The organism is Pseudomonas lopnurensis (genome assembly GCF_015070855.1).
GTDB lineage: Bacteria > Pseudomonadota > Gammaproteobacteria > Pseudomonadales > Pseudomonadaceae > Stutzerimonas > Stutzerimonas lopnurensis.
The window spans coordinates 81,047-100,495 of the sequence record NZ_JADDIX010000099.1 but is presented as its reverse complement, the minus strand read 5'-3'; the positions used below and the strand labels follow the sequence as shown (position 1 = coordinate 100,495).

Annotated in this window: 16 protein-coding genes; 11 read left to right on the top strand and 5 right to left on the bottom strand. The window is 62.4% G+C overall.

The features are described 5' to 3' along the window. The first annotated feature begins 111 nt into the window (after positions 1-111). The 4 genes from IN820_RS21320 (at position 112) to hflD (ending at position 4,726) form a co-directional block, all read left to right on the top strand. Entirely contained in the window at positions 112-2,340 is a 2,229-nt protein-coding gene (locus tag IN820_RS21320; protein ID WP_193682895.1) for an NADP-dependent isocitrate dehydrogenase, read from the top strand. A 113-nt stretch (positions 2,341-2,453) separates the two neighbouring features. After that, positions 2,454-2,894 (top strand): NUDIX hydrolase, encoded by a 441-nt coding sequence (locus tag IN820_RS21315; protein ID WP_193682894.1) that lies wholly within the window; start codon positions 2,454-2,456, stop codon positions 2,892-2,894. A 69-nt stretch (positions 2,895-2,963) separates the two neighbouring features. Further along, positions 2,964-4,091 carry a tRNA 2-thiouridine(34) synthase MnmA gene (gene mnmA, locus IN820_RS21310; RefSeq protein WP_193682893.1) on the top strand — a complete coding sequence of 376 codons (1,128 nt, stop codon included), beginning with the start codon at positions 2,964-2,966 and terminating at the stop codon, positions 4,089-4,091. Further along, positions 4,088-4,726 (top strand): high frequency lysogenization protein HflD, encoded by a 639-nt coding sequence (gene hflD, locus IN820_RS21305; protein ID WP_193682892.1) that lies wholly within the window; start codon positions 4,088-4,090, stop codon positions 4,724-4,726. The genes mnmA and hflD overlap by 4 nt, the downstream gene beginning before the upstream one ends. Positions 4,727-4,742: 16 nt before the next feature. Here the strand turns inward: hflD and IN820_RS21300 are convergent, their stop codons facing one another. The 3 genes from IN820_RS21300 to IN820_RS21290 are packed head-to-tail and all read right to left on the bottom strand — an operon-like array spanning position 4,743 to position 9,043. Next, positions 4,743-5,951 (bottom strand): efflux RND transporter periplasmic adaptor subunit, encoded by a 1,209-nt coding sequence (locus IN820_RS21300; RefSeq protein ID WP_193682891.1) that lies wholly within the window; start codon positions 5,949-5,951, stop codon positions 4,743-4,745. A 7-nt stretch (positions 5,952-5,958) separates the two neighbouring features. Further along, complete coding sequence (locus tag IN820_RS21295) at positions 5,959-8,322, bottom strand: ABC transporter permease (RefSeq protein WP_193682890.1); 2,364 nt, start codon at positions 8,320-8,322, stop codon at positions 5,959-5,961. 10 nt (positions 8,323-8,332) lie between these two features. After that, positions 8,333-9,043: an ABC transporter ATP-binding protein gene (locus tag IN820_RS21290; protein ID WP_193682889.1), complete on the bottom strand. Its 711-nt coding sequence runs from the start codon at positions 9,041-9,043 to the stop codon at positions 8,333-8,335. 272 nt (positions 9,044-9,315) lie between these two features. On the opposite strand from IN820_RS21290, the gene purB reads away from it, so the two are divergent. The 6 genes from purB (at position 9,316) to IN820_RS21260 (ending at position 15,862) form a co-directional block, all read left to right on the top strand. Beyond that, positions 9,316-10,686: an adenylosuccinate lyase gene (gene purB / locus IN820_RS21285; protein WP_193682888.1), complete on the top strand. Its 1,371-nt coding sequence runs from the start codon at positions 9,316-9,318 to the stop codon at positions 10,684-10,686. 76 nt (positions 10,687-10,762) lie between these two features. After that, positions 10,763-11,929 (top strand): ribosomal protein uL16 3-hydroxylase, encoded by a 1,167-nt coding sequence (locus IN820_RS21280; RefSeq protein WP_193682887.1) that lies wholly within the window; start codon positions 10,763-10,765, stop codon positions 11,927-11,929. Continuing rightward, a complete protein-coding gene (locus IN820_RS21275; protein WP_193682886.1) occupies positions 11,922-12,347 on the top strand; it encodes a GNAT family N-acetyltransferase in 426 nt (141 codons plus the stop codon). The genes IN820_RS21280 and IN820_RS21275 overlap by 8 nt, the downstream gene beginning before the upstream one ends. 7 nt (positions 12,348-12,354) lie before the next feature. Continuing rightward, positions 12,355-12,984 carry a DUF7931 domain-containing protein gene (locus IN820_RS21270; RefSeq protein ID WP_193682885.1) on the top strand — a complete coding sequence of 210 codons (630 nt, stop codon included), beginning with the start codon at positions 12,355-12,357 and terminating at the stop codon, positions 12,982-12,984. Next, positions 12,981-13,790: a secretin N-terminal domain-containing protein gene (locus tag IN820_RS21265; RefSeq protein ID WP_193682884.1), complete on the top strand. Its 810-nt coding sequence runs from the start codon at positions 12,981-12,983 to the stop codon at positions 13,788-13,790. The genes IN820_RS21270 and IN820_RS21265 overlap by 4 nt, the downstream gene beginning before the upstream one ends. A gap of 476 nt (positions 13,791-14,266) precedes the next feature. Next, positions 14,267-15,862, top strand: a complete 1,596-nt coding sequence (locus tag IN820_RS21260) for an isocitrate lyase (RefSeq protein WP_193682883.1) — start codon at positions 14,267-14,269, stop codon at positions 15,860-15,862. A 248-nt stretch (positions 15,863-16,110) separates the two neighbouring features. Here IN820_RS21260 and IN820_RS21255 read toward each other — a convergent pair whose 3' ends face one another. Together IN820_RS21255 and IN820_RS21250 are read right to left on the bottom strand one after the other, a co-directional pair. Further along, positions 16,111-17,166, bottom strand: a complete 1,056-nt coding sequence (locus tag IN820_RS21255) for an AI-2E family transporter (RefSeq protein ID WP_193682882.1) — start codon at positions 17,164-17,166, stop codon at positions 16,111-16,113. Positions 17,167-17,287: 121 nt separating this feature from the next. Continuing rightward, a complete protein-coding gene (locus IN820_RS21250) occupies positions 17,288-18,604 on the bottom strand; it encodes a Na+/H+ antiporter family protein (RefSeq protein WP_193682881.1) in 1,317 nt (438 codons plus the stop codon). Positions 18,605-18,956: 352 nt separating this feature from the next. Here IN820_RS21250 and queD point away from each other — a divergent pair, with 352 nt between their 5' ends. Further along, a complete protein-coding gene (queD, locus tag IN820_RS21245; protein WP_193682880.1) occupies positions 18,957-19,313 on the top strand; it encodes a 6-carboxytetrahydropterin synthase QueD in 357 nt (118 codons plus the stop codon). Positions 19,314-19,449: the final 136 nt, after the last annotated feature.

Genomic DNA, 19,449 nt, shown 5'->3' with positions numbered 1-19,449 from the left:
TGGTGCATCCATCATCACCGCGGCGAATCCCGGCTTCTGGCGGAAAGCCAGAGCGCCTACCTGCGCATTCGGGATTCTGTGCACGCTCAGCAAGAAGAGAGTTAACGCTAAATGTCCAACCCTTCGAAGATCATCTATACCTTCACCGACGAAGCTCCCGCCCTGGCCACCTATTCGCTTCTTCCCATCGTAGAAGCCTTCGCAGCCACAGCCGACATAGCCGTCGAAACACGCGACATCTCTCTTGCAGGGCGCATCCTTGCGAGCTTTGCCGACCAGCTGGATGCCGACAAACGAGTGGACGACGACCTGGCCAAGCTGGCCGAGCTGACCACCCAGCCGGATGCCAACATCATCAAGCTGCCGAACATCAGCGCCTCCGTTCCCCAGCTCAAGGCGGCCATCGCCGAACTGCAAGCCCTCGGCTACAACATCCCCAACTTTCCCGAAGACCCGCAGACCGACGCCGAAAAGGAAACCCGTGCGCGCTACAGCAAGGTCCTCGGCAGTGCGGTCAACCCGGTGCTGCGTGAAGGCAACTCCGATCGCCGCGCACCGGCGGCCGTGAAGGCCTATGCCCGCAAGCATCCGCATTCCATGGGCAAGTGGAGCAAGGCTTCGCAGTCCCACGCCGACTACATGCGCGGCGGTGATTTCTTCTCCAGCGAACAATCCATCACCATGGACAAGGCTGGCGACGTGCGCATCGAGTTCGTTGGCAAGGACGGCCAGGTCGAGGTCAAGAAGCAGCTCGCCCTGCAGGAAGGTGAAGTGCTCGACGGCATGTTCATGAGCTGCAACAAGCTGCGGGCCTTCTTCGAGGAAACCCTGCAGGACTGCAAGGAAACCGGTGTGATGTGGTCCCTGCACGTCAAGGCGACCATGATGAAGATCTCCCACCCGATCGTCTTCGGTCATGCCGTCACCGTCTATTACAAGGACGTGTTCGACAAGTGGGGCAAGCTGTTCGAAGAGATCGGCGTCAACCCGAACAACGGCCTGAGCAGCGTTTACGACAAGATCAAATCCCTGCCGGATTCCCAGCAGGAAGAAATCCTCCACGACATCCACGCCTGCTACGCCGAGCGCCCGGAAATGGCGATGGTCGACTCGGTCAAGGGCATCACCAACCTGCACATCCCGAGCGACGTGATCGTCGACGCCTCCATGCCGGCGATGATCCGCAACTCCGGCCAGATGTGGGGCAAGGACGGCAAGCAGAAGGACACCAAGGCGGTGATGCCGGAGAGCACCTACGCCCGCATCTACCAGGAGATGATCAACTTCTGCAAGACCAACGGCGCCTTCGACCCGGTCACCATGGGTAGCGTGCCGAACGTCGGCCTGATGGCGCAGAAGGCCGAAGAGTACGGCTCCCACGACAAGACCTTCGAAATGCAGGCCGACGGCATCATGCGCGTCGTGCTGGCCGACGGCACCGTGCTGATGCAGCACGAAGTCGAAAAAGGCGACATCTGGCGTGCCTGCCAGACCAAGGACGCCCCGATCCGCGACTGGGTCAAGCTCGCCGTGACCCGCGCCCGCCTGTCCAACACCCCGGCCATCTTCTGGCTGGACCCCGAGCGCGCCCACGATCAGCAGCTGCAGAAGAAGGTCGAAGCCTACCTGCAGGAACACGACCTGAGCGGCCTGGACATTCGCATCATGGGCTACAACGAAGCGATTCGCCTGAGCATGGAGCGCCTGATCCGCGGCCTGGACACCATCTCCGTGACCGGCAACGTGCTGCGTGACTACCTGACCGACCTGTTCCCGATCATGGAACTGGGCACCTCGGCCAAGATGCTTTCCATCGTTCCACTGATGGCGGGCGGCGGCATGTACGAAACCGGCGCCGGCGGCTCGGCACCGAAGCACGTGCAGCAACTGGTCGAAGAGAACTACCTGCGCTGGGATTCCCTCGGTGAATTCCTGGCCCTGGCGGTTTCCCTGGAAGAGACCGGCATCAAGACCGGCAACGTCAAGGCCAAGCTCCTCGGCAAGACCCTCGACCAGGCCACCGGCAAGCTGCTGGACAACAACAAGTCCCCGGCGCGCAAGGTCGGCCAGCTGGACAACCGCGGCAGCCACTTCTACCTGTCGCTGTATTGGGCCCAGGCCCTGGCCGCCCAGAACGAGGATGCCGAGCTGAAGGCACAGTTCGCCCCGTTGGCCAAGACCCTGACCGAGCAGGAAGCGGCCATCGTCGCCGAGCTCGCCGCGGTCCAGGGCAAGCCGGTGGACATCGGCGGCTACTACCGCTCCAACCCGGAGCTGACCAGCAAGGTGATGCGCCCCAGCGCCACCTTCAACGCCGCCCTGGCAGCGCTGAACGCCTGAGTCGACACCTGAAGCGTCATCTCGAACCCCGGCCCCGCGCCGGGGTTCGTGTTTTCAGGCCTCCTGCGGCTGCTATCATCGCGACCTTCCGCAAAGCAAGCAGGGCAACTCCGATGGACTGGCAACCCCATATCACCGTCGCCACCGTGGTCGAGGACCAGGGGCGCTTCCTCCTGGTGGAAGAGCTCAAGGCCGAACGCCTGGTGCTCAACCAGCCCGCCGGGCACCTGGAAGCCAACGAGACCCTGCGTCAGGCCGCCGTGCGCGAAACCCTCGAGGAAACCGGCTGGGACGTCGAGCTCACCGGCGTGGTCGGCGTCTATCTGTATACCGCGCCGAGCAACGGCGTGACCTACCAGCGCGTCTGTTTCGCCGCCAAGGCGCTACGCCACGATCCGCAACGTCCCCTCGACACGGGCATCGTCCGCGCTGTCTGGTTGAGCCGCGAGGAACTGGCCGCGCAGCCGCAACGCTGGCGCAGCGAACTGGTGCCACGCTGCATCGACGATTACCTTCGCGACCCGCCGCACCCGCTGCAGGTGATCCGCGATTGAACGCGGCTTAGTCTTGGCGCCGACAGCCTGTTAGAATTCGTCCTTTTGCAGCCGCCTCAGCGAAGTCCTATGCCTGTCTCGATCCTCACCGCCCCGGAAAAAACACGTGTCATCGTCGGCATGTCCGGCGGCGTGGACTCTTCCGTTTCCGCCCTCCTGCTGCTCGAACAGGGCTATCAGGTCGAAGGCCTGTTCATGAAGAACTGGGAAGAAGACGACGGCACCGAGTACTGCACCGCCAAGGAAGACCTGGCGGATGCCCAGGCCGTATGCGACCGGATCGGCATCAAGCTGCATACCGCCAATTTCGCCGCCGAGTACTGGGATAACGTCTTCGAGCACTTTCTCGCCGAATACAAGGCCGGGCGCACGCCCAACCCGGACATCCTTTGCAACCGCGAGATCAAGTTCAAGGCCTTCCTCGATTACGCCCTGATGCTCGGCGCCGACCTCATCGCCACCGGCCACTACGTGCGCCGCCGCGACGTGGACGGCCGCAGCGAGCTGCTCAAGGGCCTGGACCCGAACAAGGACCAGAGCTACTTCCTGCACGCGGTCGGCGGTGAGCAGCTGGGCAAGACGCTGTTTCCCGTGGGCGAGCTGGAGAAACCCGAAGTGCGTGCCATCGCCGAGAAGTACGGCCTGGCCACGGCGAAGAAGAAGGACTCCACGGGCATTTGCTTCATCGGCGAGCGCCGCTTCAGCGACTTCCTCAAACAGTATCTCCCGGCCCAGCCAGGCGATATCGAAACCGTCGATGGCGAGGTGATCGGCCGCCATCATGGCCTGATGTACCACACCATCGGCCAGCGCCAGGGCCTGGGCATCGGCGGCCTCAAGGATGCCGGCGATGAACCCTGGTACGTATTGAGCAAGGATCTGCAACGCAATGTGCTGGTGGTCGGCCAAGGCAACGATCACCCATGGCTTTTCTCGCGCGCCCTGCTGGCCTCGGAAATCTATTGGGTCAATCCACTGGACATCGGCCAGCCACTGAAGCTGACCGCCAAGGTGCGCTATCGCCAGAGCGATCAGGCCTGCAGCCTGGAGAAGACCGCTGACGGTTACCGCGTCCTGTTCGACGCGCCACAGCGCGCGGTAACGCCCGGGCAATCGGTCGTGTTCTACGATGGCGAGGTCTGCCTGGGCGGCGGTGTGATCGAACAGGCGGAACCGTGGTTCGAGGGTCGCCCATGAGCACGCTGAACGAGCAACTGATCGCCCTGGGCGCGGTATTCGAGGCCGCAACGCTGGTCGACCGGATCGCCCGCACCGGCCAGGTGCCCTCCGCTGCGCTCGGCTGCATGCTCGGCAGCCTGCTGGTGCGCGACCCTCAGACCACGCTGGAGATCTACGGCGGCGACGACCTCAACCTGCGCGACGGCTACCGGGCGCTGGTCGGCGCGCTGGAGCGCGACAGCAGCACCCTGCAACGCGAGCCGCTGCGCTATGCGCTGGCGATGATCGGGCTGGAACGCCAACTGGCCAAGCGCGACGACATGCTCCAGGTGATCGGCAACCGGCTCGACCAGATCCAGCAGCAGGTCGAGCATTTCGGCATTACCCACGAGAATGTCGTCGCGTCCTTCGGCGGCCTGTATCAGGACACCCTCAGCACCTTCCGCCAGCGCATCCAGGTACAGGGCGACATGCGCCACCTGCAGCAGACGGACAATGCCGCCAAGATTCGCGCGCTGCTGCTCGCGGGCATTCGCTCGGCGCGACTGTGGCGCCAGCTCGGCGGGCACCGCTGGCAGCTGGTCTTCGGCCGCCGCAAGCTGCTCGATGCGCTCTATCCGAAACTGCGTCCCACCCAGGACGAGGATCGCTGAGCAACCACGAACCGCGCTATCGCGCGGTTTTCACTTCTTCCACCGCGGCTCCGTCGGTGATGCTGTCCGGCGGATGGACGATCACCCGGTCCTTTTCGCTCAAACCTGCCAGTACCTGGGCGTGGATACCGTTGCTGCGACCGATCTCCACTTCCCGCAAGCGCGCCGTCCCCTCGTCGTCCAGGAAGGCCATCCAGCGATTGCCACGACGGAAAAGAGCCCCGGTGGGCACCTGCAGTACCTGATCGCCGTGCCAGGTGACGATGCGCGCTTCGACCCTGTAGCGATCGCCCAGCACCTGGGCCGGCCATTCGAGGAAATCCACCCGCACCTTGACGCGCTGCTCCTCGACGCCGAGCGCGGAAACCTTGGTGAAGCCGCCCCGCTCGACCAGCGCGACCCTGCCGCGTAGCGGCCGATCGCCGCCCCACTGCTCGATGATCACTTCGGCACCCGGCGCCACGCCGACGGCATCGCTGGACAGCAGCTCGATCTCGGCCTCCAGGTCCTGCAGGTCTCCCACTTCCAGCAGTGGTTGGCCGGCTGCGACGACCCGGGCATTTTCCTCGAATACATTCAGCACATGGCCGCTCACCGGAGCGACCAGTGGCAGCGGCATGCTCTCGCTGGCTGGCGAGACGGCCTGCATCAGTGCAGCCTGCGCCTGCTCGACCTCGAATCCGGCAACGTCCAGGGCAAAGCGCGCAGCACTCGCCTCGCGTCTGCGCACCTGCAGCTGGCTGCTCGCCTCATCCCAGGCCTGCTCGGTAACGGTACCGCTCTTGCGCAACGCATCGGCACGCGCGAATTGCTTCTGCGCCAGGTCGAGTACGACTTCGCTGCGCTCGAGTTCCGCCTGGCGCTGCTGCCTGAGCCGCCGCGCCGCCTGCAGCGCCGCCTCTGCCTGCGCCTTGCTGCGCGGATCGAGAAAACCGGACGGCTCGGGGTGAAGCACCGCCAGCACGGTTTGCCCGGCGATTACCGTCGCCCCCGCACGCAATGGGATGCGTTCGAGAAAGCCCGCTATCGGTGGCGATACCACGTAGCGCTGGCGTACACGCGTCTTGCCCTCCTCGAAAACACTGACGGTAAGCGGCCCGACGTCAACAGCAGCGGTCTCCACTGGAATCGGCTTGGGCCAGAAACTCACCACCAAGAGCGCCAGCAGCAATACGGCGAATCCCCAGGGCAACCCTCTTTTCCAGCCTTTCGAATTCTTCTTCATGAGCAGTTCAATCCCGCGCCTTCAATACGCCCAGCAAGTCCAGTTGTCGGATGCGGCGGCCGATCACGATAAACGACAGCGCCGAGGAAAGCAGAATGACCAGCACCGCGCTGGCATAGGTTCGCGTGGTGAACAAGAGCGGGAAGCGTACCGTCTCGGTACTCGACAGCTCGACCATCAGTTGTGTCAGCTGATTGCCTGCATACAGGCCGAAAGGGAGCGCCAGCACCGTCAACATCGCGAGTTCGCTGAGCAGCACACCGGTCACCTCCCGTGGCGTGAAACCCACCACACGCAGGGTCGCCAGCTCCCGGCTGCGTTCGGACAGGGCGATGCGCGCCCCGTTGTAGACGACACCACAGGCAACGATCACGGCGAACAGCAGGTAGATGCCCTGCATGATGCCCATCATCTCGCCGGTGGTTTCCTCGAAGCTGGCGCGTACGTTGGCGGAAATGCTCAAACCGGCGATACGTGGCGCCTCCTTCACCTTCGCCAGGAACGCATCCCAATAGGCCTTATCCACCGTCAGGTGCGCCCCGCTCAGCGTGCCGCCTTCGCGCATGTGCCGGCGCAGCACGTCGATATCGAGATAGGCTCCCAGTCCGGCGAAGTCGGTGATGCTGCCAACGACCATCACTTCCAGCACTGGCCGGCGTCCCTCCTGCACCTCGACCAGCACCGTGTCGCCGGGCGACACACCGAGCACATCGGCGAGCTTCTCGGACAGCAGCATGCCTTGTAACGGCATGGCCACCGCCCGTCCCTGCACATCCAGCACCCTGCCCAGCTGGCTGTCGCGGCCCATCCCGGTCAACGACACGCGCCGTTCGCGATGTTCGAAACGCAGCCGCGCCGGCACACTGCGAAACGGCTCGACGTGCATCACCCCGGGCAATTGCCCGATGGCGCTGAGCGCCGAGGCGGAGCCGGGCTCGATGAGCGATAGCGTGACATCCTGGCGCTGTGCCTGGTTCCACTGGAAATCCATCAGGTAGTCGATGCTGTCGCTCATGGCACCGGGCAGGATCGGTATGGCCGTCGCCAGCGTCAAGCCCAACACCGTGAACAGCGCCTGCCACGGCTTGCGCTCGAGATTGCGCAGGGCCATGCGTAGCGTCGGCGAAGCCAGTCGCTGCAGACCAAGGCGTTCGAACAACGACGCGCGAAACGCCGCGGGCGGCTCCGGACGCATGGCCTCGGCCGGCGGCAGCCTCACCGCCTGCCATACCGCGCCGATGACGCCCAGCAGGGACAGCGCTGCGGCGCCCAGAAAACCGAGCGCCAGCGCCAGCCAGTCCGGCCGGAACGGCAGCCCCGGCAGCTGGAAGAAGCGTTTGTACACCTCGGTCATCGACTGCCCCATCCACAAACCGAGCAGGCTGCCCAGAACGCTGCCGAGCAGCACGATCACCAGCGCAAATTTCAGGTAATGCCAGCCGACCGCCGCAGACGAATAGCCGAACGCCTTGAGCTGTGCGATCTGCTCGCGTTGCAGGCGAATCACCCGGGTCAGCGCCGCACTGGTCATGAAGGCGGCGACACTCAGAAACAGCACCGGAAACGCGATGGAAAACTGAACCAGTTGCCTGATCTCATCGGCGATCTGCTTGCTGGCGACGTGGCCGCTGCGATCGTAGGCGACCTGCCCGCCATAGGGCAGCAGGAGACGATCGAGCGCAGCCATCACCGCCTGGGCATTGGCACCCGGCGCGATGTCGACCACCACGCTGTTGAAGGCCCCGGAGAGGTCGAAGGCGCTGGCGAGCTTGCGCTCGTTCATCCAGAACACCCCGAAGCGCTTGGGATCCGGGATCATCTGCCCCGGCTGCAACTCGTAGACGAATTCCGGTGACAGCCCCACCCCGACGATATGCAGACGCTCGCGCGCGCCATAGATCACCGCCTCCACACTGTCGCCCGGCCGAAAACCGTGAGCCCGGGCAAACGCCTCGCTGACGACCACCTCGTAGCGATCGCCGATTTCCGGCAACCGACCTTCGCGCAGAAACAAGAGGTTGAGCTGCTGCGGCCGATCATCCGGCAGCGAATGAATCACCCCGTCGGCAGGCTCTTTCATCGCTGGCAGATCGAGCCGCAAGGCGCCGGTTATCCGGGTATCCACCGCCGCGACGCCGGGAATCCGCTCCAGTTGCGTACGCAAGGTGTTCGGCGCCCGTTTCAGCTCGCTGAACACCATGGCGAAGCGATGTGCCTGGTAGTACTCGTCGATACTGCCGCCCAGGGACAGCACCAGGCTGCGCGCCATCACCATCACCGCCAACCCGCAAGCCATCACCAGCGCCACTGCGATCATCTGGCCCTTCATCCGGCTCAGATCGCGCACCAGCTTGAGGTCGAGCGGACGCATTCGGTGGCGGCTACCAGGACAATGCCGCGGCGGGCTGCCGCTGGCTGTTCTGTTCGATGTTCGCCACCCGGCCATCCGAGAAGCGGATCACCCGATCCGCCATGCTCGCGATCACCGCGTTGTGAGTGATGATTACCACGAGCGCACCGGTACTGCGGTTGACCTGTTCGATGGCTTCGAGCACGGCGATGCCGGTCTTGACGTCGAGCGCACCGGTCGGCTCGTCGCACAGCAGCACCTGTGGCCGCTTGGCGATGGCTCGGGCGATAGCCACGCGCTGTTGCTCGCCGCCGGAGAGTTGCGACGGGAAATTGTCCAGGCGCTCGCCCAGGCCCATCATCGTCAGCGCCTCTTCCGGGCTCATGGGATTCTCGGCCAGTTCGGTGATCAGCGCGACGTTCTCGCGAGCGGTGAGACTGGGGATCAGGTTGTAGAACTGGAAGATGAAGCCCACCGAGTCACGACGGTACTGGGTCAGGCGCTTCTCGTCGGCATGGGTGAGATCCTCGCCGGCGTAGTGCAGCGAGCCCTCGGTCGGCACATCGAGTCCGCCGAGGATGTTCAGCAAGGTGGACTTTCCACTTCCGGATGCGCCCAGCAATACCACCAGTTCGCCGGCGAAAAGTTCGAGATCGACGCCATTCAGGGCCCGGACCTCGGATTCACCGGCGCCGTAGATCTTGGTCAGGCCGTGCGCCTGGAACAGCGGAGGTGTGGTCATGCTCATGCGTACCCGGAAACCTGGCGGAAAAGCCCCTCAGGACGAAATGACGCGCTGGCGAGCGACCATTTGTCGGCCGGCGATTATGCCCTGCAGTGTTTACCAGCGCCCAGCGGGGGTCAATGACCGCTACGGCGGGCGCTCAGCAATCAGCCGTCCGACCGCTGTCACATGCGACAATGACGTCCCGCTCATGGAACCGGGCTCAGGCGATGCATTCGTGTATAATCTGCGCCCTCTTTTCGTTGCCCGACTGTCCGAGAATGCCCTCTATGCAGCTTTCCTCGCTCACGGCGGTTTCCCCCGTCGATGGCCGCTACGCCGGCAAAACCAGTGCCCTGCGCCCGATCTTCAGCGAATTCGGTCTGATCCGTTGCCGGGTCCAGGTCGAAGTCCGCTGGCTCCAGCGCCTGGCGGCCCATCCGGGCATCCCGGAAGTCGCGCCCTTCTCCGCCGAAGCCAACGCGCTGCTGAACCAACTGGCCGAGAACTTCCAACTGGAACATGCCGAGCGCGTCAAGGAATTCGAGCGCACCACCAACCACGACGTCAAAGCCGTGGAGTACCTGCTCAAGGAGCAGGCCAGGCAGTTGCCGGAGCTGGCCAAGGTCAACGAATTCATCCATTTCGCCTGCACCAGCGAGGACATCAACAACCTGTCCCATGCGCTGATGCTGCGTGACGGCCGCGACAGCGTGCTGCTGCCGTTGATGCGCCAGGTGGCCGATTCGATCCGCGCCCTGGCCGTGCAGTTCGCCGACGTGCCGATGCTTTCGCGCACCCACGGCCAGCCGGCATCGCCGACCACCCTCGGCAAGGAACTGGCCAACGTGGTCTACCGTCTGCAGCGCCAGATCGCCCAGGTCGAGGCTGTACCGCTGCTGGGCAAGATCAACGGCGCGGTCGGCAACTACAATGCGCACCTGTCCGCCTACCCGGACATCGACTGGGAAGCCAACGCCCGGGAGTTCATCGAAGGCGACCTGGGCCTTGCCTGGAACCCCTATACCACCCAGATCGAGCCGCACGACTATATCGCCGAACTGTTCGATGCCATCGCGCGCTTCAATACCATCCTGATCGATTTCGACCGCGACGTCTGGGGCTACATCTCCCTCGGCTACTTCAAGCAGAAGACCGTCGCCGGCGAGATCGGCTCCTCGACCATGCCGCACAAGGTCAACCCGATCGACTTCGAGAACTCCGAAGGCAACCTCGGCATCGCCAACGCGCTGTTCCAGCACCTGGCCAGCAAGCTGCCGATCTCCCGCTGGCAGCGCGACCTGACCGATTCCACCGTGCTGCGCAATCTCGGCGTCGGCTTCGCTCACAGCGTCATCGCCTATGAAGCCAGCCTCAAGGGCATCGGCAAGCTTGAGCTCAACGCCGCGCGCATCGCCGAAGACCTGGACAATTGCTGGGAAGTGCTGGCCGAACCGATCCAGACCGTGATGCGCCGTTACGCAGTGGAAAACGCCTACGAAAAACTCAAGGATCTGACCCGCGGCAAGGGCATCACGCCCGATGCCCTGCAGGCTTTCATCGATGGCCTGGACATCCCGGCCGAAGCCAAGGCCGAACTGCGCCAGCTGACTCCGGCCAGCTACATCGGCAACGCCGTCGCCCAGGCCAAGCGCATCTGATCGACCTCATGTACGCACGCCCGGCTGTGCCGGGCGTTTTTATTTGCAGCTCTGTATACGGAGCAAGGTATTACGCATGACTTCTGATATTCCACTTCAAATCCTGGGCGGCATCAGTGCGCGGGAATTCCTGCGCGACTACTGGCAGAAAAAACCGCTGCTGATCCGCCAGGCCATCCCGGATTTCCAGAGCCCGATCTCCCCGGACGAGCTGGCCGGCCTTTCCCTGGAGGAAGAAGTCGAATCCCGCCTGGTCGTCGAGCACGGCGACAGCCCCTGGGAGTTGCGGCGCGGCCCCTTCGCCGAAGACACCTACCAGCAACTGCCGGAACGCGACTGGACCCTGCTGGTGCAGGCCGTGGATCAGCTGGTGCCGGAAGTTGCCGAGTTGCTCGAGCACTTCCGCTTCCTGCCCAACTGGCGCATCGACGACGTGATGATCAGCTATGCCGCGCCGGGCGGTGGCGTCGGCCCGCATTTCGACAACTACGATGTCTTCCTGCTGCAAGCCCATGGACGGCGGCGCTGGCGTATCGGCCAGATGTGCGACAGCGACAGCCCAATGCTCGCGCACGACGAACTGCGCATCCTGGCGGACTTCCAGGGCACCGACGAATGGGTTCTGGAGCCGGGCGACATGCTCTACCTGCCGCCGCGCCTGGCCCACTTCGGCACCGCCGAGGATGCCTGCATGACCTACTCCGTCGGCTTCCGCGCGCCGAGCGCGGCCGAGGTACTGACCCATTTCACCGACTTCCTCGCACAGTTCCTGCCGGACGAGGAACGCTACAGCGACGCCGATCTGCAGCCGCTCGACGATCCCTTCCAGATCCAGAGCGATGCGCTGGACCGCCTGAAGACGCTGCTCGCCGAGCACATGGGTGACGAACGCCTGCTGCTCACCTGGTTCGGCCAGTTCATGACCGAGCCGCGCTATCCGGATCGTGTCGAAGGCCCGGAGCTCGATGAGAGCGAATTCCTTCCCGCCCTCGAAGACGGCGCCGTGCTGGTCCGCAACCCCGCGGCCCGCCTGGCCTGGAGCGAGGTGGATATCGGCCTGCTGTTGTTCGCCAGCGGCCAGAGCCGCCTGCTGCCCGCGCATCTGCGGGAGTTGCTGAAACTGATCTGCTCGGCCGACGCGTTGCACATCGAAAACCTTGGCCAATGGCTGAGCGACGAGGATGGGCGTAATCTTCTGTGGCAACTGGTCAAACAAGGAAGTCTGGAGTTTGCAGATGAATAACATTCAGGTCCGCATCGCCGACTGGCAAGAGGACAATGCCGAGTTGCGACGCATCCGGGAAGCCGTCTTCATCGCCGAGCAGGCCGTGCCCCCGGAGCAGGAGTGGGACGCCGACGACGCCGAGGCCGTGCATTTCCTCGCCCTGGAAGACGATTATCCGATCGGCACCGCGCGGCTGCTGGCCGACGGCCAGATTGGCCGGGTAGCGGTGCTGCGCGACTGGCGCGGCATGAACGTCGGCGATGCACTGATGCGCGCCGTGATTGCCGAAGCGGAACAGCGCGACCTGAAGGAGCAGAAACTGACTGCCCAGGTTCACGCTACCGCGTTCTATGAACGCCTGGGCTTCAAGGTCGTCAGCGACGAATTCCTCGAAGCCGGCATCCCCCACGTCGACATGCTGCGCCAGAGCCGCTGAGGTCGTCATGAACGATGACGCCCCGGACGAACGAAGCGAACGCGCCGAACACCCGGCCATCGACTTCCGATCGCCGGGGCGTTTTGTCGTGCACAATCCGCAAAGCGATCTTCCGCAGCCCCTCCCCTGGGAGCCGGCCCCGCTCCGGCTCGGCGAAGCCACCGAACTGCAGCGTTTCAGCGAGCCATCGGCGATTCGCCAGCATGCGCTCGCCATGCTGCAGCAGGCGAAGCGGAGCCTGTGCATCTACACTCCGGATCTCGAGCCCTGGCTGTATCACCACAGCAGTATCCAGCAGGCTTGCACACGCCTGCTGCTGGCTCATCCGCGCAACCAGTTGCGTATTCTCGTGGGCGATCCCGCACGCGCCACCAAGGAAGGCCATCGCCTGCTGCAGCTGGCCCGGCGGCTGACCAGCAACCTGCATGTCCGCAGGCTGAATCCCGCATATCCCGAAGAAGGCGGCGCCTACATCATTGTCGACGATTGCGGCCTGCTTTCACGTCCCCAGGCGGACCAATACATCGGCTACGCCCTCTATCGGGATTTCGCCGGTGTGCGCCTGCACCAGGCACGATTCGACAAAGCCTGGGATCATGGCCTGTCCGATGCGAACCTGCGGAGCTTCCTGCTATGACCTCACGTACCCTGCTGCTGGCCATCACTCTCGGCGTCTGCCTGCCGCTGCATGCCGCCACGGAAGTCATATCGCTCAATCACCGCATGGCCGAGGATGTGCTTGCGGTGGCCGAGTCGGTGGTCGGTGATCAGGGCCGGGTGACCGCCTACGGCAACCAGTTGATCGTCAACGCGCCGGATTCGCTGATCGCCGAGCTGCGCCAGGTGCTCGACCAGCTGGATACCGAGCCGAAACGCCTGTTGATCAGCGTCGATACCCAGGACTCGGCTAGCGGCAGCAGCAGCGGCTACCGGGTTGACGGCTCGGCACGCGCCGGCGATGTCGAGTTCGGCGTTGGCCGAGGTGAAACGGGCGGGCGCGATCAGGTGCGCATCATCCGCCGCAGCACCAGTAGCCGGGACGGCGGCATCCAGCAGATCCAGGCCAACGAAGGCTATCCAGCACTGATCCAGGTCGGCCAGAGCGTGCCGCTGATCACCCAGGGCACAGACGGCTACGGCCAGATCTACCAGCAGACCCAATACCGCGACGTCATGCGTGGCTTCTACGCCACCGCGACCGTACACGGCGACCGCGTGCAGATCACCATCAGCAGCACCCGCGATCGCCTCGACCGGAACCGTCCCGGCGTCGTCGAAATCCAGAGTGCCGACACCCGTGTCAGCGGCAGGGTCGGCGAATGGATCTCGCTCGGCGGCATCGATGAAAGCGCCAGTTCCCAGCACAGCGGAACCCTCCGGCGCTACTCCACGCAGGGCAGCCAGGATGTCTCGATCCGTTTGAAAGTGGACGTCCTGGAGTGATGGTCGCCCCGTCAGCGGGTTATCCGAATAAAATGTAGTGCCTTGAAAAAAACACTACAAAACCATTGACGACACTTTTCCAGCAGAGCATCATGGCCCCGCTCCCGCTAACCAGGGGCCCTGGCAAGGGTCTCCGGAGCGCGCTCAAGCCAACCAGCCGAGCCGTTCCGTGACTGTACTGCCCTGACGAGGTTGCGACTGGAACGAGTCGTCCTGAGGGACGGGGAAGCGATTAGCGCATCAGCCAGACTGACTGCTCTCGTTGTTGAGTCGCCCCCACGGCAACCATGCCGGCTGAGGGTGCAGCAACCGGAGCCAGCCCGGCGATCGTATCCACCCCCTCTCCAGGTTCAATCCTCGTCCCAGTCGATATTTCGACGCTCTGCCGCGTGTTGGCCGCACTGATCAGCGATAGCACGTAGGTTTCGGTGGGAAAAGTCGGTGCTCAACCACACTTATTTTTTGAAGGATTGAACATGTCCGCATATCAAGACGACATCAAGGCCGTTGCCGCCCTGAAAGAGCAATACGGCAACAGCTGGGCCGCTATCAACCCTGAATCCGTGGCTCGCATGCGCGCCCAGAACCGCTTCAAGACCGGTCTGGAAATCGCTCAGTACACCGCCGACATCATGCGCAAGGACATGGCCGAGTACGACGCCGACGCATCCGTCTACACCCAGTCCCTGGGCTGCTGGCACGGTTTTATCGGCCAGCAGAAGCTGATCTCCATCAAGAAGCACCTGAAGACCACCAACAAGCGCTACCTCTACCTGTCCGGCTGGATGGTCGCTGCACTGCGCTCCGAGTTCGGCCCGCTGCCGGACCAGTCCATGCACGAGAAGACTGCCGTCTCCGATCTGATCGAGGAGCTGTACACCTTCCTGCGCCAGGCTGATTCCCGCGAACTGGACCTGCTGTTCACCGCGCTGGATGCCGCTCGCGAAGCCGGCGACCAGGCCAAGGCTGCCGATATCCAGAACCAGATCGACAACTACGAAACCCACATCGTCCCGATCATCGCCGACATCGACGCCGGCTTCGGTAACCCCGAAGCCACCTATCTGCTGGCCAAGCGCATGATCGAAGCTGGCGCCTGCTGCATCCAGATCGAGAACCAGGTGTCCGACGAGAAGCAGTGCGGCCACCAGGATGGTAAAGTGACCGTTCCGCACGCCGACTTCCTCGCCAAGATCGCTGCCGTTCGTTACGCCTTCCTCGAGCTGGGCATCGACAACGGCGTGATCGTCGCGCGTACCGACTCCCTGGGTGCCGGCCTGACCAAGCAGATCGCCGTGACCAAGCAGCCGGGCGACCTGGGCGACCTGTACAACTCCTTCCTGGATTGCGAAGAAATCTCCGAAGCCGAGCTGGGCAACGGCGACGTCGTGATCAAGCGCGAAGGCAAACTGCTGCGTCCCAAGCGCCTGCCGTCCAACCTGTTCCAGTTCCGCAAGGGCACCGGCGAAGACCGTTGCGTGCTGGACTGCATCACCTCGCTGCAGAACGGCGCCGACCTGCTGTGGATCGAAACCGAGAAGCCGCACGTTGGCCAGATCAAGGCCATGGTCGACCGCATCCGCGACGTCATTCCGAATGCCAAGCTGGTCTACAACAACAGCCCGTCCTTCAACTGGACCCTGAACTTCCGTCAGCAGGTATTCGATGCGTTCGTCGCCGAAGGCAAGGACGTTTCCGCCTACGACCGCGCCAAGCTGATGAGCGTCGAGTACGACGAAACCGAACTGGCTCAGATCGCCGACGAAAAGATCCGTACCTTCCAGCGCGACGGTTCGGCTCATGCCGGTATCTTCCACCACTTGATCACCCTGCCGACCTACCACACCGCCGCACTGTCCACCGACAACCTGGCCAAGGGCTACTTCGCCGAAGAAGGCATGCTCGCCTACGTCAAGGGCGTTCAGCGTCAGGAATTGCGCCAGGGTATCGCCTGCGTCAAGCACCAGAACATGGCTGGCTCCGACATCGGTGACAACCACAAGGAGTACTTCGCTGGTGAGGCTGCTCTGAAGGCAAGCGGTAAAGACAACACCATGAACCAGTTCCACTAAGGAACGGTTCCCAGCCTGAACCGGCTGCGGTGTTACAAAAGAGCCCTGGCATTCGCCGGGGCTCTTTTTTTGAAGGGAGGAATATGTTGTTGCAGGGTCTTGTTGGACGTATTTGCCGCGGATTTTACGTGCAACAGCCGATGTTCGGGCGATCGTAGGTTGGCGCTGAGCGCAGCGAAGCCCAACAGGCACTGGCACGACGCGTTGGGCTTCGCTTCTCGACCATCAGGAGATCCGGCCACACGGCTCTATTCAACGGGTTCTTCGGGCGAAGTGAACAACCCCCAGGTCGATATGAACAGCGCCGCGACCAGCGGACCGATGACGAAGCCGTTCAACCCGAACAATGCCAACCCGCCGAGTGTCGAGATCAGGACCACGTAGTCCGGCATCTTCGTGTCCTTGCCGACCAGGATCGGGCGCAGCACGTTATCGACCAGGCCGATCACCAGCACACCGTAGAGCGTGAGAATCACGCCTTGCCAGATCGCGCCGGTCATCAGGAAATAAATCGCGACGGGCGTCCAGATCAGTCCTGCGCCTACCGCCGGCAGCAGGGACAGGAACGCCATCAGAACACCCCAGAGCAATGCCCCGGAAATCCCCAGAATGGCGAAGATGATGCCACCCAACGCCCCTTGGGTAGCCGCAACCACAATATTGCCCTTTACCGTTGCGCGTACCACACGAGTGAACTTGCTGAACAGCCGCCGCTTTTGCGCATCACTCAAGGGAATTGCCTTTCTGATGCGGGCAACCAGTTCGCGACCATCACGTATGAAGAAAAACAGCAGGTAAAGCATCACAAAGAAGCTGATGAAGAACTGAAAGGTTCCCTGACCAAAGCTGAATGCCTTGGTAGCAAGGTACTGGCTACCCTCGAGAGCACTGTTGGCCAGGCGCTCTCGCATAGCCTCCACGTTACCCAGGCCGAAACGCTCGAGCTGCAGCTGCAGCGATTGCGGCAGAAGCTCTCTGGCGCGGGTTACCCAGCTACCAATATCCAGTTCTCCGCTCTCGATCTGCCTGTAGAGCGTCGTGCCTTCCTGGACCAGCATTCCGGTAATCAGGATCACCGGCAAAACCGCCACCAACAAGCAGATCAGTAGAGTGGACAACGCCGTGAGATTGCGGCGCTGACTGAAACGATTGTAGAGATAGCGCTGCAAGGGCGCGAAAATGATGGCCAGTATCACCGCCCAGAACACCGCTCCATAGAACGGCAGCAGGATCCAACCGAAGGCGATCGAAACCACAACCAGCAGCGAAAGAAAGACCTTCTGCTCAAGCGTCGAATTGACCATCGTTCGTCCTGTCGCTGTATTGCCTCCTGTTTAGTCAACGATCAGGGGCGCGAGTGCGGGTAGCAACAGGTGGAGTTCCGTTATCAGGGCGATCCGCGCCCTGATAACGACGTGATCGATCTCAAAGGGTCATGGCGGCCAGCCAACCGAACGCCAGCAACGGCAGGTTGTAGTGCAAGAAGGTCGGCACGACGGTGTCCCAGATGTGGTTGTGCTGACCATCGACATTCAGGCCGGCGGTCGGGCCAAGCGTGGAATCCGACGCAGGGGAACCGCCATCACCCAGGGCACCTGCAGTGCCGACCAGGCTCACGATGGCCAACGGGCTGAACCCAAGTTCCACGCCGAGCGGTACGAAAATCGCCGCGATGATTGGCACGGTGGAAAAGGAAGAACCGATACCCATGGTCACCAGCAAGCCAACCAGCAGCATCAGCAATGCGCCGACGGCCTTGCTGTTGCCGATCCACTGGACCGACGCATCCACCAGCATCTTCACTTCGCCCGTTTCGCGCATGACCTCGGCAAAGCCCGCGGCAGCGATCATGATGAAGCCGATCATGGCCATCATCTTCATCCCTTCGGTGAAGAGATCATCCGCCTCGCGCCAGCGCACCACACCCGACACCGAGAAGATCACAAATCCCGAAAGCGCCCCGATGATCATCGAATCCAGCCATAGCTGAATCACGAACGCGGCGGCCACTGCCAACCCGGCGACCAGCAGGGTAAGAGGACTGTAGCCGGTATCGACCCTCTCGACCTGTTCGATCAAAGCCAGATCATATTCGCGCGGCTTCCGATAGCTGTAGAAGGCGAACAGCAGCCCGGCAAGCATACCCAGAGCGGGAATGAACATGGCATGCGTGATGCTGATGCCCGTGACATCGACTCCGCTTTTGGCGACATTGGCCAACAGGATTTCATTCAGAAAAATATTGCCGAACCCTATCGGAAGAAACATATAGGGCGTAATCAGTCCGAAGGCCAGTACGCAGGCGATCAAGCGTCGATCGATCTTCAACCTGGACAAGACGTATAACAATGGCGGTACCAGAAGCGGGATGAAGGCAATATGGATTGGCAGGATGTTCTGAGAAGAAATCGCCACCGCGAGCAATAGAGCAATCATCATCCACTTCACCGCTTCGCCACCCTGAGCCCCTTGCTTGCCGACCAAGGCCAGGGCCTTGTCCGCCAGAGCATGAGCCAGGCCACTCTTGCCGATGGCAACCGCGAATGCCCCCAGCAACGCGTACGAAAGAGCTACCGTCGCGCCGCCTCCCAGGCCTTTATTGAAAGCAGCCAGGCTCCCTTCAACTCCCAGCCCACCAATCAATCCGCCGGCCATGGCGCCAGCAATAAGCGCGACAACGACGTGCACGCGGCAAAGACTGAGGATCAGCATGATGCCAACCGCTGCAACAACTGCGTTCATTTGAACTCCCATGTAAACGGACCGAAGCCGCTTTGAAAAGCGCCGTACTCTGCAGCAAGGACGTCTTGGTGTCAAAGCTCAGGATGATAGATCCTCGGGGAGAATGCGCAGGCTTTGGAGGCGACCCCGCAATGAATGGATTCCGCTTCGATGACAGTCAGAACGTCGGCCCGAGCTGCCATTCATTTCGCATTCATATCAGGGGCGCTAGCGTTATGCACCAATGCTCTGTATTGCGCAGCCACACTACTGAGTTGGTTATCGAAAGGAAAACTTTCCCGCGATGTACCGACCTGGCAAAGAGCGTAAAATCACCCCTTGATTCTAGAAAACCAAATTGCGAGTCCATTCAGTGGAAATATTCAAAGAATTCACTTTCGAGTCAGCACACCGGCTGCCGAATGTCCCGGAAGGACATAAATGCGCACGCTTGCATGGCCACTCTTTCCGCGTTGCCCTGTACATCAGCGGAGAAATCGATCCTCACACCGGCTGGATTCGCGACTTCGGCGAGATCAAGGCCATTTTCAAGCCTCTCTATGAGCGGCTCGATCACAACTATCTGAATGACCTGCCCGGCCTGGAAAACCCGACCAGCGAGAATCTGGCGAAATGGATCTGGAAAGAGCTCAAGCCTCTGCTCCCGGAGCTATCTCGCATCCGTATCCATGAAACCTGTACGAGCGGCTGCGAGTACCGGGGCAACTAAGCAACCCGAAACGCAGCACGAAGCCGCTCCGGCAGGTCGGCTTCGCTCTCCCGCCTCCATTCCATACCCTTCAGCCCGCGGCTGGGCACATCGTTTTCGCCGCTCACCGACCGCGCTCGGTCATGCATCTGCAGCG

Bases quoted from the DNA above. Each gene is read 5' to 3' on its own strand.
- mnmA (WP_193682893.1), top strand. From the start codon at position 2,964: ATGCCTGTCTCGATCCTCACCGCCCCGGAAAAAACACGTGTCATCGTC.
- IN820_RS21315 (WP_193682894.1), top strand. From the start codon at position 2,454: ATGGACTGGCAACCCCATATCACCGTCGCCACCGTGGTCGAGGACCAG.
- IN820_RS21280 (WP_193682887.1), top strand. From the start codon at position 10,763: ATGACTTCTGATATTCCACTTCAAATCCTGGGCGGCATCAGTGCGCGG.
- IN820_RS21250 (WP_193682881.1), bottom strand. From the start codon at position 18,604: ATGAACGCAGTTGTTGCAGCGGTTGGCATCATGCTGATCCTCAGTCTT.
- purB (WP_193682888.1), top strand. From the start codon at position 9,316: ATGCAGCTTTCCTCGCTCACGGCGGTTTCCCCCGTCGATGGCCGCTAC.
- IN820_RS21320 (WP_193682895.1), top strand. From the start codon at position 112: ATGTCCAACCCTTCGAAGATCATCTATACCTTCACCGACGAAGCTCCC.
- IN820_RS21290 (WP_193682889.1), bottom strand. From the start codon at position 9,043: ATGACCACACCTCCGCTGTTCCAGGCGCACGGCCTGACCAAGATCTAC.
- IN820_RS21295 (WP_193682890.1), bottom strand. From the start codon at position 8,322: ATGCGTCCGCTCGACCTCAAGCTGGTGCGCGATCTGAGCCGGATGAAG.
- IN820_RS21265 (WP_193682884.1), top strand. From the start codon at position 12,981: ATGACCTCACGTACCCTGCTGCTGGCCATCACTCTCGGCGTCTGCCTG.
- IN820_RS21300 (WP_193682891.1), bottom strand. From the start codon at position 5,951: ATGAAGAAGAATTCGAAAGGCTGGAAAAGAGGGTTGCCCTGGGGATTC.
- IN820_RS21270 (WP_193682885.1), top strand. From the start codon at position 12,355: ATGAACGATGACGCCCCGGACGAACGAAGCGAACGCGCCGAACACCCG.
- hflD (WP_193682892.1), top strand. From the start codon at position 4,088: ATGAGCACGCTGAACGAGCAACTGATCGCCCTGGGCGCGGTATTCGAG.
- IN820_RS21255 (WP_193682882.1), bottom strand. From the start codon at position 17,166: ATGGTCAATTCGACGCTTGAGCAGAAGGTCTTTCTTTCGCTGCTGGTT.
- IN820_RS21260 (WP_193682883.1), top strand. From the start codon at position 14,267: ATGTCCGCATATCAAGACGACATCAAGGCCGTTGCCGCCCTGAAAGAG.
- IN820_RS21275 (WP_193682886.1), top strand. From the start codon at position 11,922: ATGAATAACATTCAGGTCCGCATCGCCGACTGGCAAGAGGACAATGCC.